This window comes from Mycobacterium gordonae (assembly GCF_001417955.2).
Taxonomy (GTDB): domain Bacteria; phylum Actinomycetota; class Actinomycetes; order Mycobacteriales; family Mycobacteriaceae; genus Mycobacterium; species Mycobacterium gordonae_B.
Genome location: NZ_LKTM01000358.1, coordinates 18328 through 31601, shown reverse-complemented (window position 1 = coordinate 31601; position 13274 = coordinate 18328). Strand labels below are relative to the sequence as shown.

At 66.1% G+C, this 13274-nt stretch carries 10 protein-coding genes; 6 read left to right on the top strand and 4 right to left on the bottom strand.

The annotated features are described in order from the left end of the window. A partial coding sequence (locus tag AO501_RS28275) for a DUF222 domain-containing protein (RefSeq protein ID WP_156452833.1) occupies positions 1–729 on the bottom strand: 729 nt, incomplete at its 3' end. Positions 730–826: 97 nt separating this feature from the next. On the opposite strand from AO501_RS28275, the gene AO501_RS28270 reads away from it, so the two are divergent. From AO501_RS28270 to AO501_RS40395, 6 genes are all read left to right on the top strand, one after another. Continuing rightward, the gene (locus AO501_RS28270; protein WP_055580884.1) at positions 827–1777 is read left to right on the top strand and encodes a DUF4129 domain-containing protein; all 951 of its coding nucleotides are present in this window, start codon (positions 827–829) and stop codon (positions 1775–1777) included. Continuing rightward, on the top strand, positions 1774–2256 hold the full coding sequence (locus tag AO501_RS28265; RefSeq protein ID WP_055580883.1) for a hypothetical protein: 483 nt from the start codon (positions 1774–1776) through the stop codon (positions 2254–2256). The genes AO501_RS28270 and AO501_RS28265 overlap by 4 nt, the downstream gene beginning before the upstream one ends. Before the next feature lie 31 nt (positions 2257–2287). After that, positions 2288–3250 carry an AAA family ATPase gene (locus AO501_RS28260; RefSeq protein WP_371935021.1) on the top strand — a complete coding sequence of 321 codons (963 nt, stop codon included), beginning with the start codon at positions 2288–2290 and terminating at the stop codon, positions 3248–3250. Further along, entirely contained in the window at positions 3247–4497 is a 1251-nt protein-coding gene (locus AO501_RS28255; RefSeq protein ID WP_055580881.1) for a DUF58 domain-containing protein, read from the top strand. The genes AO501_RS28260 and AO501_RS28255 overlap by 4 nt, the downstream gene beginning before the upstream one ends. Before the next feature lies 1 nt (position 4498). After that, on the top strand, positions 4499–4933 hold the full coding sequence (locus AO501_RS28250) for a hypothetical protein (RefSeq protein WP_055580880.1): 435 nt from the start codon (positions 4499–4501) through the stop codon (positions 4931–4933). Positions 4934–5058: 125 nt separating this feature from the next. Further along, complete coding sequence (locus tag AO501_RS40395; RefSeq protein WP_055580879.1) at positions 5059–8235, top strand: PPE family protein; 3177 nt, start codon at positions 5059–5061, stop codon at positions 8233–8235. A gap of 6 nt (positions 8236–8241) precedes the next feature. Here the strand turns inward: AO501_RS40395 and nuoN are convergent, their stop codons facing one another. Genes nuoN through nuoL form a run of 3 tightly spaced genes read right to left on the bottom strand, consistent with a single transcriptional unit; the run spans position 8242 to position 13273 of the window. Then, complete coding sequence (gene nuoN / locus AO501_RS28240; protein ID WP_055580878.1) at positions 8242–9813, bottom strand: NADH-quinone oxidoreductase subunit NuoN; 1572 nt, start codon at positions 9811–9813, stop codon at positions 8242–8244. Continuing rightward, the gene (locus tag AO501_RS28235; RefSeq protein WP_156452832.1) at positions 9810–11387 is read right to left on the bottom strand and encodes an NADH-quinone oxidoreductase subunit M; all 1578 of its coding nucleotides are present in this window, start codon (positions 11385–11387) and stop codon (positions 9810–9812) included. Before AO501_RS28235 ends, nuoN begins: the two co-directional genes overlap by 4 nt. Then, positions 11384–13273 (bottom strand): NADH-quinone oxidoreductase subunit L, encoded by a 1890-nt coding sequence (nuoL, locus tag AO501_RS28230; RefSeq protein ID WP_055580876.1) that lies wholly within the window; start codon positions 13271–13273, stop codon positions 11384–11386. Before nuoL ends, AO501_RS28235 begins: the two co-directional genes overlap by 4 nt. Position 13274: the final 1 nt, after the last annotated feature.

Sequence of the window (13274 nt, the reverse complement as noted above, 5' to 3'; positions counted from 1 at the left end):
CGGGGTGGTGGCGGGGGTGGCGGTGATGCGTTCGAAGGCGGTGTCGGCCATGACTTGTCCGCGGGAGCGGCCGTCGACGGTGGTGTCGGCGGTGCGGCGTAGCGCGGCGTAGACCCCGACGCCCTGGGCGACGGGCAGCAGGATGCTGACCCAGGTCATGGTGTCCGGCGCCGGGCGGATGGTGACGGTGCGGTCGGCGGGGGCTTGGGCGGCCCGCTCGACGACGGCGCGGGCGTTCAGGCGGTAGGCGATCTTTTGGGCCGCGGCGGTGATCCGTGTGTCACCCAGGCCCGCCAGCGTGTCCATCTCGGCGCACAGTTCGCGGTCCAGCGTGCGGCGGTCCTCGACGTCCAGGCAGGCCGATTCCCGCACGATCAGGGTGGCGCGCCATTCGCTGAGCGCGCCGTGTTCCAGCGCGGCCAGGGTGTGGGGCATCTCGTGCACCAAGGCTTTGGCGAATCCGAGGTGCCGGCCCCCGCGGGCGGGGGAATCGCGGCGCGCCAGGGCGACCTCGCTGGCCACCCCGCGGCCCCGCTTGCCCGCCGGCACTCCCGCGGCCGATTCCGCGGCACGCCGGGCGGCATCCAGGGCGGCCGCCGCCCGCGCCTGCCCCGCAGCCGCCGCGGATTTCACCTGCTCCAACTCGGTGATGCGCGCGACCAGTTCGGCTTCGGTGGCACCCGGGTCCACCTGCGAGAATCCCAGTAGATCGAACACATGTTCGAACATACCTGAACCCGGGGACAAGCGCCAGCGACTGGACCGGGGCAGCCCCGCGCCACTAGCCTTCGGCTATGGGGCGCAAGCCGCCAGGAAACTGCCGCTGATGTTCGACAAGCCCACCACCCGGGTGGTGGCTTTGGTCGCTCTGCTGATGCTGGTCGCTGCCGCGCTGCGTGGGTATCTCCCGTCCCATCAAGGTCGCCGCATTGCCGAGGAGGGGCCCAGCAAGACGGCGCTGATGTTTCTCGTGGCTGCCATCGCGGCCACGCTGGCGTTGCTGGCGTTCTCGATTATCGCCAGACTGCGCGACCCGCGCACGGCCGCGCCCAGTGCCGGTGCGTTGCCCGACATGCTGGGCGGCGGCAGTGCCCGGCCGAGCTGGCGCGTGGTGCTGATCGCGCTGGGAGTGATCGCGGCCTGGCTCCTGGTGGCGATACTGATATCTCGGTTGTTCACCCCGCCCCAGATCGGTCTCGATGCGCCGCAACCGGATTCGGGTGCAACTCCGTCGGGCGCCGGAGGCGCCCGGCAACCCAAACAGCCTGCACGGCCAAAAGACAGCCCGGACATGCTGGGGTCGCTGCTGGCATTCGTGCCGGTGCTGCTGATGCTGTTCGTCGGCGGCTTCATCGTTTCGCGCAGGCGCCGGCCCAATGCGGCAACAGGATTGACAACCGATGATCCCGCCGAATTGCCGTCGCCGGAGGTCGCTTCGGAGTCATTGGTGCGTGCCGCCGAAGTGGGGCTGGCCGAAATGGCGGACCTCAGCCGCGAACCGCGTGAGGCGATCATCGCCTGCTACGCGGCGATGGAACGTGAACTGGCCAACGTCCCGGGGGCGGTGCCCCAGGAATTCGACACCCCCACCGAGGTGCTCGCCCGCGCTGTGGAACAGCGCGCGCTGCGAGCCGAAAACGCCGTGCAATTGGTGAATCTTTTCGAAGAAGCGCGGTTCAGCCCGCACGTGATGGACGAAAAGCACCGCGAGACGGCGGTCCGCGTACTCGAACTGGTTCTGGACGAGATCGCTCCGCGATCCGGCAGGGCCGCATGAAAAGACTGATAGCACTTGGCATCTGCCTCATCGTGGGCATCGAGTTACTGGGCCTGATATTGCAGGACCGGCGATACGTGCTGGTCGGCGCCGGCGTGGCCCTGGCGCTGGTGTTGCTCAATGTCCGCCGAGTGCTGGGCCATCCCAGTGAACCGGAAGCCGAAGCGGAGTCCGACGATCTCGGCGACTCGCTGCGTCGCTGGTTGTCGAACACGGAGACGATGATCCGGTGGTCGGATTCCAGCCGTAAGGACTGGGACCGTCACTTGCGCCCGATGCTGGCCCGCCGCTTCGAGCTCACCACCGGTCAACGACAGTCGAAGGATCCGGCGGTGTTTCTTGCGACGGGGGAGATGCTGTTCGGCCCGGAACTGTGGGAATGGGTTAATCCGAACAACGTCCGGCATGCCGATGGCGGCCAACCGGGACCGGGCCGCGCGGCGTTGGAGGAGATTCTGCGAAGGTTGGAGAAGGTATGACGATGGAGCACAGATGACGACCCCGGCGGCGATGCCAGTTGGTTCGACCACTGCCCAGTGTGAGGCGGTCCTGGATGAGATCGAACGCATCGTGGTCGGGAAGCGCTCGGCCCTCACGCTCATCCTGACCGCCTTGCTGGCCCGCGGACACGTCCTGATCGAGGATCTGCCCGGACTGGGCAAGACGCTGATCGCGCGGTCGTTCGCGTCGGCGCTGGGGCTGGAATTCACCCGAGTGCAGTTCACGCCCGACCTGTTGCCGGCCGACCTGCTCGGTTCGACGATCTACGACATGCAGTCGGGGCGTTTCGAATTTCGCCGGGGCCCGATCTTCACCAACCTGCTGCTCGGCGACGAGATCAACCGCACACCTCCCAAAACGCAGGCGGCACTGCTCGAGGCGATGGCCGAGGGGCAGGTCAGTATCGATGGCCAAACCCACAAGTTGCCAACGCCTTTCATCGTGCTGGCCACCGACAACCCGATCGAGTACGAGGGCACCTATCCGTTGCCGGAGGCCCAGTTGGACCGCTTCGCCATCCGGCTGGAACTGCGCTACCTTTCCGAACAGGACGAGGCGGCAATGCTGCGCCGGCGCCTGGACCGAGGTTCGGCGGAACCGGTGGTCAATCAGGTTGTCGACGCGACCGACCTGCTGGCCATGCGCGAGGCGGTCGAGCAGGTCACCGTGCACGAGGATGTGCTGCAGTATGTGGTGTCGCTGGCCACCGCGACGCGCCACCATCCTCAGGTCGCCGTCGGCGCCAGTCCGCGCGCCGAACTGGACCTGGTGCAACTCGCCCGTGCCCGCGCGCTGCTACTCGGCCGCGACTACGTGATCCCCGAAGACGTCAAGGCGCTCGCCGTTCCCGCCGTCGCCCATCGCATCACGCTGCGCCCGGAGATGTGGGTGCGCAAGATTCAGGGCGCCGACGTGGTCGGGGAATTGTTGCGGCGCCTACCCGTACCCCGCGCCGACCGCCCGCCCACGTGATCACGCAGCGCGACGTCGAGATCCGCTGGCGTGCATCCCCACTGACGTTGGCGATCGCCACCTGCGCCGGAGTGGCGCTGGCGGCCGCGGTGATGGGTGGACGGTGGCAGCTCATCGCATTCGCGGCGCCGCTGCTCGGGGTGCTGTGTTCGCTCAGTTGGCAATCTCCGGTCCCGACGGTCCGGGTGCACGCGGAGCCCGATGCGCAACGATGTTTCGAAAACGAGGAATCGCGGGTGCGGGTGTGGGTCACCACGGACGCCGGCCCGGCCGCAGTCGACCTCGCTGTCTCGGCCGTTGACGGGATGGAACTGGAGGAGATCGAAACCGATCCTCAAGCGAAAACGGTTGCCGCGGTAGCTAAACGGTGGGGGCGCTACCACCTGCGGGCCCGCGTCGACGTCGTCGCGCGTGGTGGGCTGCTCAACGGGGTCGGAACCGCCGATGTCGCCGACATCATCGTGTTTCCGCTGACACCGCCGCAATCGACCTCGATCCCGCAGATCGAGTTGCTCGACCGGTTAGGAGCCCACCTCACCCGGCACATCGGACCCGGCGTGGAATACGCCGACATCCGTCTCTATGTTCCGGGTGATCAACTGCGCGCAGTGAATTGGGCGGTGAGCGCCCGGCGGGGGCGACTGCACGTGACGCAGCGGCTGACCGACCGCGCCGCCGACGTGGTGGTGCTGATCGACACCTATCGCCAGCCGGCAGGGCCCGCGACCGCGGCCACCGAACGCGTCGTGCGCGGTGCGGCCCAGGTGGTGCAGACCGCGCTGCGCAACGGCGACCGGGCCGGCATCGTCGCCCTCGGCGGCAACCGCCCCCGCTGGCTCGGCGCCGACATCGGCCAGCGTCAGTTCTACCGGGTGCTCGACACCGTGCTGGATGCCGGCGAGCGGTTCGAAACCACCACCGGCACCCTGGCTCCCCGCGCGGCGGTGCCCTCGGGTGCGATCGTCATCGCGTTCTCGACGCTGCTGGACACCGAATTCGCCTTGGCGCTCATCGATTTGCGCAAGCGCGGACATGTCGTGGTGGCGGTGGACGTGCTGGACAGCTCCCCGTTCGAGGGTGAGCATGACCCGCTGGTGGTCAAGATGTGGGCGCTGCAGCGTTCGGCGATGTACCGCGACATGGCCACCGTCGGCGTGGACGTGCTGTCCTGGCCGTCGGATCGCTCACTCGAGCAGTCGATGGGCGCGCTCCCGGACCGCCGGGGACGCGTGCGGGGCAGACGCTGACATGCTCGCCGCGTCCGGTATCCGGGTCTTCTCGGTGGCGTTCGGTCTACTGATGGTGGCGGCGGCGGCCATCGGATCCCACGGGCTACCACTGATGGCAGCCGCCGCGGCCGTGCTCGCCGTGGGGCTCGGAACGGTCTTTCGTTCTGCCGCAACGATTGCCGTGTTGCTGGCAGTGACCGTCATCGTGGCGTCGGACCCGTCGCACATTCTCGCCGCGCTGTCGGGACTATGTGCCGCGGCCTACCTGGTGTGCCGGCACGCGTCCGGCGACGTCGTCACGGGCAGTTGGCCCACGATCATCGCCGCCGTCGGCTTCACCTTCGCGGGACTGGTGGCGACGTCATTCCCGGTGCAGGTGCCCTGGTTGCCGTTGGTGGCGCCGGTGGCGGTGCTGGCGATTTACGTCTTGGCGACCCGCCCGTTTCTCTATTAGGCGGAATTTGACGGAACCGCATAAAGCGCCCACCGGTTTCTTCTATGGTTCGTCCTGACGAGTCGTGTCGGGCGCGAATCTCGGTGCGTAGAGGCCGCGCCCTGTTATGCGGAAGGGGTCGCCTGATGAGTTTCTTCATGTTGCCGCCGGAGATCAATTCACTGCGGATATTCACGGGTGCGGGTCCGGCGCCGATGCTGGAGGCTGCGTCGGCGTGGGACGGTCTGGCGCAGGAGCTGGCAACGGCGGCGCAGTCGTTCCAGGCAGTCACGTCCGGCTTGGCCGGTCAGGCGTGGCAGGGTGCCGCGGCAGAGCAGATGGTCGCGGCCGCCACCCCCTACGCCGGGTTGCTGAGTGAATCGGCGCTACGGGCGTCCTCGGCGTCCTCGGCGGCCAAGGCGGTAGCGAATGTGTTCGAGGCGGCACGGGCGGCCGTGGTGCATCCGCTCGCGGTGTCGGCGAACCGAAATGCGTTCGTGCGGTTGGTAATCAGTAATCTGTTCGGTCAGAATGCCCCGGCGATCGCGGCCGCCGAGAGTGTGTACGAGGAGTTCTGGGCCGCGGACGTAGCGGCGATGGTGAGCTACCACAGCGGCGCGTCGGCGGCGGCCGCTGCGTTGTCGTCGTGGGGCGATGCGCTGGCCGGCCTGCCCGCGCTGGGTCAGGCAGCTGCCGCTGCGGCCACTATTCCCGACGTGAACACGGGCCTGGGCAACATCGGCTCGTGGAACTTCGGTGGCGGCAACAACGGATTTTTGAATCTGGGCAACGGGAATACCGGAAGCGTCAACGTAGGGGGCGGCAACCTCGGCAACCTGAACCTGGGCAGCGGCAACTTCGGGTCCTTCAACCTGGGCTTCGGAAACACGGGCTACACCAACCTCGGCCTCGGAAATGCGGGCCGACTGAACGTGGGATTCGGCCATTCCGGCAGCGGCAACGCCGGTTTTGGGAATCTCGGAAACAGCAACCTCGGCGGTGGCAACCTCGGCACCCTGAACTTCGGCAGTGGAAATCTGGGCTCGTTCAACCTGGGAAGCGGCAACCTGGGCTCGTCCAACATCGGTTTCGGTAACAACGGCAGCTTCAACTTCGGCTTCGGAAACCACGGCAACAACAACATCGGGTTCGGGCTGACCGGAGACAACCAGATCGGTATCGGCGCGCTCAACTCCGGAACCGGCAATATCGGCTTCGGCAACTCGGGCAACAACAACGTCGGGTTCTTCAACTCCGGCAACGGCAACGTGGGTTTCTTCAACTCCGGCAACAGCAACTTCGGGTTCGGTAACGCGGGTGGCGTCAACACGGGCTTCTGGAACGCCGGCGACACTAACACCGGTTTCGGTAATGCGGGCATTGCCGACTTCGGGGTGGGCAACGCGGGGAATGTCAACGCTGGCATTGGGCATTCCGGCGCGCACAATGCGGGCTTCGGCAGTTCCGGGGGCTTCAACACCGGCTCCTTCAATTCGGGTGACTGGAACACCGGCATGTCGAACAGCGGGGGACTCAACACCGGCTTCGGCAATTCCGGGAACACCAACACGGGTCTGCTCAATTCCGGGACCTTCAATACCGGCGTCGGGAGCGCAATCACGCCGCCGGGCGTGACGGGTTCCGGCATCGGCAACACAGGAGCCAACAGCTCAGGCTTTTACAACACGGCCAGTTTCTCATCTGGTTTCCAGAATTCTGACGCTGGTGTGGGAGCCACTTTGATGTCAGGCTTCAACAATTCTTCGACTTCCGCTGTTGGGTGGTTCAACACCCAGACCGCGGTAGGAATACTTAACTCCGGCAGCCTCAGCGTCGGCATCTCGGTCGCAGGAGGCGGCAGCACCGGCATCGGAGTTTCCGGAAACTCGAGTTCCGGTTTCTACATCGCGGGCAGCAACAGTGCGGGCTTCGGCTCCGCTGCGGCGCCCGCGGCCCTGACCGGCCTCGGACCGCTGGCCCCGGTTCTGGCAGCGTTGCCGCAAGCGCCGGCACTGGGCCTTGCCCTGCCCGACATCAACACCGGCCTGGGCAATCTGGGCGTCTGGAACCTGGGCGGCGGAAACATCGGCGACTTCAACCTGGGCATCGGCAACATCGGAAACGTCAACCTGGGTGGCGGCAACCTCGGCAATCTGAATCTGGGCAGCGGTAACTGGGGTTCCTACAACATCGGTAGCGGCAACGTCGGCACCACCAACTTCGGCAGCGGCAACTACTTCGGGAATCTGAACTTCGGCGGCGGGAACTACGTCGGCAGCGGCAATTTCGGCTTCGGCAACCACTTCGGCGACGGAAACTTCGGCAGCGGAAACTCGGGCAGCGGCAACATCGGCAGCGGAAACCTCGGCGCGTTCAACCTCGGCAGCGGGAACTTGGGATCGTCCAATTTCGGGTTCGGCAACAAGGGCAGCTTCAACTTCGGAATCGGGAACAACGGCAACAACAACATCGGCTTCGGACTCACCGGCGACAACCAGTTCGGCATCGGTGCGTTGAACACCGGCACCGGCAACGTCGGCTTCGGCAACTCCGGCAACAACAACGTCGGTTTCTTCAACTCCGGTGACGGGAACTTCGGTTTCTTCAACTCCGGCAACACCAACACCGGCTTCGGCAATGCCGGAAACGTCAACACCGGCTTCTGGAACGGGGGCGGGCTGAACACCGGCTTCGGCAACGGCGGGTTCACCAACGTCGGATTCAGCAACGGCGGCTTCGACAACGTCGGCGTCGGCAACGCCGGCGCGAGCAACATGGGCTCCTTCAACGCGGGCTACGCCAATACCGGCGACTTCAACTCGGGCGGGATTTCCGGGGGGGTCGGGGCTAATACCGGATCATTCAACGCCGGCTCGCTGAACACGGGGTTCGGCAATTCCGGCGACCTGAACACGGGGCTGTTCAACGCCGGCAACGTCAACACCGGTGTCGGCAGCGCGACCAATCAGGCCGGGACGGTGTCCGGGTTCGGCCACGCCGCCGGAGCCGCGAATGTCTCGGGTTTCAACAACTCGGGTGACGCGGTTTCTGGATTCCAGAACGTCAAAACCGGTGGCTTCCTGCCGATCTCGGGTATCAACAACCATGGCTCTGAGGTGGTCGGCATCAACAACACCGGAGCCAACAACGTCGGTTTCGGCAACAGCGGCTCGTTCAGTGTCGGTTACAACACCTCGGGCACTTTCGGCTCCGGCTTCGGCACCTCGGGCTTCTCCAGCTCGGGCTTCTCTAACTCGGGCGCGAACAGTTCGGGCTTCTACAACAAGGGTGACGACCAGTCGGGATTTTTCGACCAGACGTAAGTCGAGTCAGTTCAAAAACGTTGCCGCGCGCTCAGCCAGGTCCAGCACCGGCTGCGGGAAGATGCCGAGCAGCACCGTGACCAACGCGCACACCGCGATGGCCGCCTTGCTCAGCACCCCGGGCGTCATGACATGCGGTGTGTCATCGGTGGGTTCGGTGAAGAACATCGACACGATCACCCGCACATAGAAGTACGCGGCCACCCCGCTGGAGATCACACCGATCACCACCAGCGGCACGGCACCGCCCTGCGCTGCGGCCTTGAACACCGCGAACTTGCTGATGAAGCCACTGGTCAGCGGGATGCCGGCAAAGGCCAGCAGGAACATCGAAAGCATCACGCCCACAATGGGGGAGCGCTGACCCAGGCCGGCCCAGCGAGACAGGTCGGCGTCCTCGACGTCCTCGGAATTGCGTACCAGGCCCACGATCGCGAACGCGCCCACCGTGCTGAAGCTGTAGGCAATCAGATAGAACAAGGTGCCGGAGAGCCCGGCCGGGTTGTCGGCGATCACACCGGTGAGGATGAATCCGACGTGTGCCACCGACGAATACGCCAGCATCCGTTTGACATTCGTCTGGGTCACCGCGGTGATGGTGCCCACGGTCATGGTCAGGATCGCGATTCCCCACAGCACCGGACGCCAGTCGTGATGCAGCGGAGGCAGCGCGACGTAGACCACGCGCAGTAGCGCACCGAACGCCGCGACCTTGGTCGCCGCCGCCATGAAGCCGGTGATCGGGGTTGGTGCCCCCTGATACACGTCCGGGATCCACGAATGGAATGGGACTGCTCCCACCTTGAACAGCAGACCGACCGACAGCAGCGCCACACCGACCAGCGCCATGGACGTATCGCTCTCGCCCGCAAACGAATCGCGGATCCCACCGAGTGTGAGCGTGCCGGTCGCGCCGTAGAGCAGGGCGACACCGTAGAGGAAGAAGGCCGACGAGAACGCGCCCAGCAGGAAGTACTTCAAGGCCGATTCCTGCGACACCAGCCTGCGATGCCGGGCCAGCCCGCACATCAGGTACAGCGGGAGCGAAAGGACTTCCAGCGCAACGAACATGGTCAGCAGGTCGTTGGACGCGGGGAACACCATCATGCCGCCGACCGAGAGGGTCAGCAGCGGGAAGAGCTCGGTCTGAGCCACACCGGCGCGTTCGGCTTCGTGCTCGGTGTCGCTGCCGGGCACCGCGGAGGCTTGTGGGGTGAAGGAATCCAGACCCGCGAACACCTTCTGCTTGGCGTCAACAGTTCGCTGGCTGCGCTCGGCGACGAAGATGACCGCCAGCACCGAGACCAGCACGATGGTGCCCTGCAGGAAGAGCGTCGGCCGGTCCACGGCCACCGCCCCGAGCACGGCACGGCGCCCCTCGGCGGGAACCGACTTCGCCACTGCCACAACGGCGACGAACGCGGCGGTCAACCCGGCGAGGGCCAGCACCAGCTGTGCGCCATAGCGGAGCCGGCGGGGGAGGAAGGCCTCGACCAGCACCCCGACGACCGCGATGCCGAAGACGATGAACATCGGGGACAGCAGGAAGTACTCGATGCTGGGGCTGGGCAGCGTCATTGGTGCGGTCCTTCGGCTTTACGGGGGACGGCGTTGATCGGAACGGTGGGTGCGGGATCGTGCTGACCGATGGTGGTCATGGTGCTCTCGACTGCCGGGTTGATGATGTCCAGCACCGGCTTGGGGTAGACGCCGAGCACGAACAACAGCGCGAGCAGCGGTGCGACGACGATCATCTCGCGTCCCACGAGATCACGGATCTTCTCGTTGCCCTTGGCGACCGGGCCGGTCATCACGCGCTGGTAGAGCCACAGCATGTAGATGGCCGCGAGCACCAGGGCCGTCACGCCGAAGGCCGCCGCCACCCAGTAGCGGTTGAAAGTGCCCAGCAATACCAGGAATTCGCTGATGAACGGCGCCAGGCCGGGTAGCGACAGGGTGGCCATGCAGGACACCAGGAAGGTGCCGGCCAGGATCGGGGCCACCTTCTGCACGCCGCCGTAATCGGCGATGTTGCGGCTGCCACCGCGGGAGACCAGGAACCCGGCGATCAGGAACACCGCGGCGGTGGAGATGCCGTGGTTGAGCATGTAGAGCGTCGAGCCGCTCTGGCCCTGGGTGGTCATCACGAAAATGCCCGCGATGATGAAGCCGAAGTGGGAGATCGAGGTGTAGGCGATCAGGCGCATCATGTCGGTCTGGCCGATCGCCACAATGGCGCCGTAGATCACGCCGATGATGGCCAGCGTGACGATGGCGGGACGGAAATAGGTTGAGGCATCCGGGAACAGCTGCAGGCAGTAACGCAGCATGCCGAAGGTGCCCACCTTGTCCATCACCGCGGTGATCAGCACCGCGGTGGCGGGAGTGGACTCGACCGCCGCGTCGGGCAGCCAGCGGTGCAGCGGCCACAGCGGGGCCTTGATCGCGAACGCGAACATGAAGCCCAGGAACAGCGCCTTGAACACCGCCGGGTCGACACCGGCGAGGCGGCCGGCCTTCACGTCGTCGACGATCCGGACGAAATCGAAGGTGCCGCCGCCGTGCTGGCTGGTGACCACGTAGAGGCCGATCACGGCGGCCAGCATGATCAACCCGCCGAACAGGTTGTACAGCAAGAATTTCACCGCGGCCCGCGAGCGCTCCTTGCCCTGTCCGAACCCGCCGATGAGGAAGTACATCGGGATGAGCATGGCCTCGAAGAAGACATAGAACAGCAGCACGTCCAGCGCGACCACGGAGATCAGCACCATCGACTCGATGGCCAGCGTCAGTGCGACATAGGCGTGCGGGCCGCGGGGATTGGTTTCTCCGCCGTCGTTCCAGCCGGCGACCAGCAGCAGCGGGATCAGCACCGTGGTCAGCACCACCAGTATCAGCGCGATGCCGTCCACGCCCAGGGAGTAACCGGCACCGAAAGCCGGTATCCAGGTGCGCTTTTCGACGAACTGATAAGTGTCACCACCGGGCTTGAACCCAACGGCCACCACGAGGGAAACGGCTAACGTCGCAACGGCGACCACCAGGCCCGTCCACTTGGCGACCTGGCGCAGGCCCGGAGGCAACAGAATCACCAGCACCGCACCGGCCAACGGAACCAGCCAGAGCACACTCAGCCAGGGCACATTACTCACCACAGGTTCACCGCCAACAGCGCTCCGGCGACCAGGGCCGCACCCGCCAGCATCGACAGCGCGTAGTTGCGGGCGAAGCCGGTCTGCAAGCCCCGCAACCCATTTGATGTCCGGCCGACCAGCGCGGCCAGTCCGTTGACCGACCCGTCCACGCCGGCGTTGTCGACGGCGACCAGCCTGTCCGTCAGGTGCGCACCCGGGCGCATGAAGACCTCCTCGTTGAAGGCATCGCCGTAAGCGTCGGCGCGTGCGGCCGTCGTCAGTACCGAAACCTGAGCCGGGGCGACCCGCGGAATCTCCGCCTTGCCGCCGTACATCCGGTAGGCCACCGCGATACCCACGACCACCACCCCCAGGGCCAGCGAGGTGCTGACCCAGGCCGGTACGGCGTGCGCGGTCTCCTCATGCGTACCGACGACCGGCTCGAGCCAGTTCTTCAGCGTCCCGCCGATCGCGAGCAGGGCGCCGGAGAACACCGAACCGAATGCCAGGATGATCATCGGCCATGTCATCAGGGCCGGCGATTCGTGCGGATGGGAGCTTGGCGCCCAACGCTTCTGGCCGAAGAAGGTCATCAGCATCACGCGAGTCATGTAGAAGGCGGTGATGCCCGCGCCCAGCAGTGCCGCTCCGCCCAGCACGTAACCGCGGGCGCCGCCGGCGCCCAGCGCGGCTTCGATGATCGCGTCCTTGGAGAAGAAGCCCGCGAACGGCGGCACGCCGATGATCGCCAGGTAGCCCAGGCCGAACGTCACGAACGTGACCGGCAGGGCCTTGCGCAGCCCGCCGTAGCGGCGCATGTCCTGCTCTTCGTGCATCGCGTGGATGATCGACCCGGACCCGAGGAACAGGCCGGCCTTGAAGAACCCGTGGGTGAGCAGGTGCATGATCGCGAACGCGTAGCCGGCCGGGCCGAGGCCGGCCGCGAGCACCATGTAGCCGATCTGGCTCATCGTGGAAGCGGCCAGCGCACGCTTGATGTCGTCCTTGGCGCAACCGATGAACGCCCCCAGCATCAGGGTGACGGCGCCGACGATGACCACGGCCAGTTGCGCGTCGGGAGCGAGGTTGAACACCGGGTTGGACCGCACAATCAGGTACACACCGGCGGTCACCATGGTGGCGGCGTGGATCAGCGCCGACACCGGGGTGGGGCCCTCCATCGCGTCGCCCAACCAGGCCTGCAGCGGAACCTGGGCGGATTTGGCGCAGGCGCCCATCAGCAGCAGCAGGCCCATCGCGTTCAGCACGCCCTGGCTGGCGGCGGGCGCCCCGGCGAATACCCCCGCGTAGGACACGGTGCCGAAGGTGGCGAACATCAGGAACATGGCCAGGGCCAGGCCGGCGTCCCCGACGCGGTTCATCACGAACGCTTTCTTGGCCGCCGTGGCCGCCGACGGCTTGTGGTACCAGAAGCCGATCAGCAGGTAGGACGCCAGGCCGACGCCTTCCCAGCCGACGTAGAGCAGCACATAGTTGTCGGCCACCACGAGCAGCAGCATCGAGGCCAGGAACAGGTTGAGGTAGCCGAAAAACCTTCTGCGGTCTTCGTCTTCGGCCATGTAGGCGATCGAGTAGATGTGGATCAGCGACCCGACGCCGGAGATGAGCAGGATGAAGCACATCGACAGCTGGTCGATCTGCAGCCCGAAGTCGACCTGCAACTGGGCCACCGGCATCCACGTGTAAACCGTCTGATGGATGACGCGGTCGTCGGCCGACCGGCTCAGCAGTTCGGTCAGCAGCGTGACGCCCACGCCGAACGCCGAGAGGGCGGCCAGCGTGCCGAGCCAGTGGCCCCACGCGTCGGTACGTCTACCGCCGAACAGCAGGATCGAGGCACCCGCCAGCGGCAGCGCCACCAGCAGCCAGGTGTAGTGGATCATC

Bases quoted from the DNA above. Each gene is read 5' to 3' on its own strand.
- AO501_RS28250 (WP_055580880.1), top strand. From the start codon at position 4,499: ATGCTCGCCGCGTCCGGTATCCGGGTCTTCTCGGTGGCGTTCGGTCTA.
- AO501_RS28260 (WP_371935021.1), top strand. From the start codon at position 2,288: ATGCCAGTTGGTTCGACCACTGCCCAGTGTGAGGCGGTCCTGGATGAG.
- nuoL (WP_055580876.1), bottom strand. From the start codon at position 13,273: ATGATCCACTACACCTGGCTGCTGGTGGCGCTGCCGCTGGCGGGTGCC.
- nuoN (WP_055580878.1), bottom strand. From the start codon at position 9,813: ATGACGCTGCCCAGCCCCAGCATCGAGTACTTCCTGCTGTCCCCGATG.
- AO501_RS28270 (WP_055580884.1), top strand. From the start codon at position 827: ATGTTCGACAAGCCCACCACCCGGGTGGTGGCTTTGGTCGCTCTGCTG.
- AO501_RS28265 (WP_055580883.1), top strand. From the start codon at position 1,774: ATGAAAAGACTGATAGCACTTGGCATCTGCCTCATCGTGGGCATCGAG.
- AO501_RS40395 (WP_055580879.1), top strand. From the start codon at position 5,059: ATGAGTTTCTTCATGTTGCCGCCGGAGATCAATTCACTGCGGATATTC.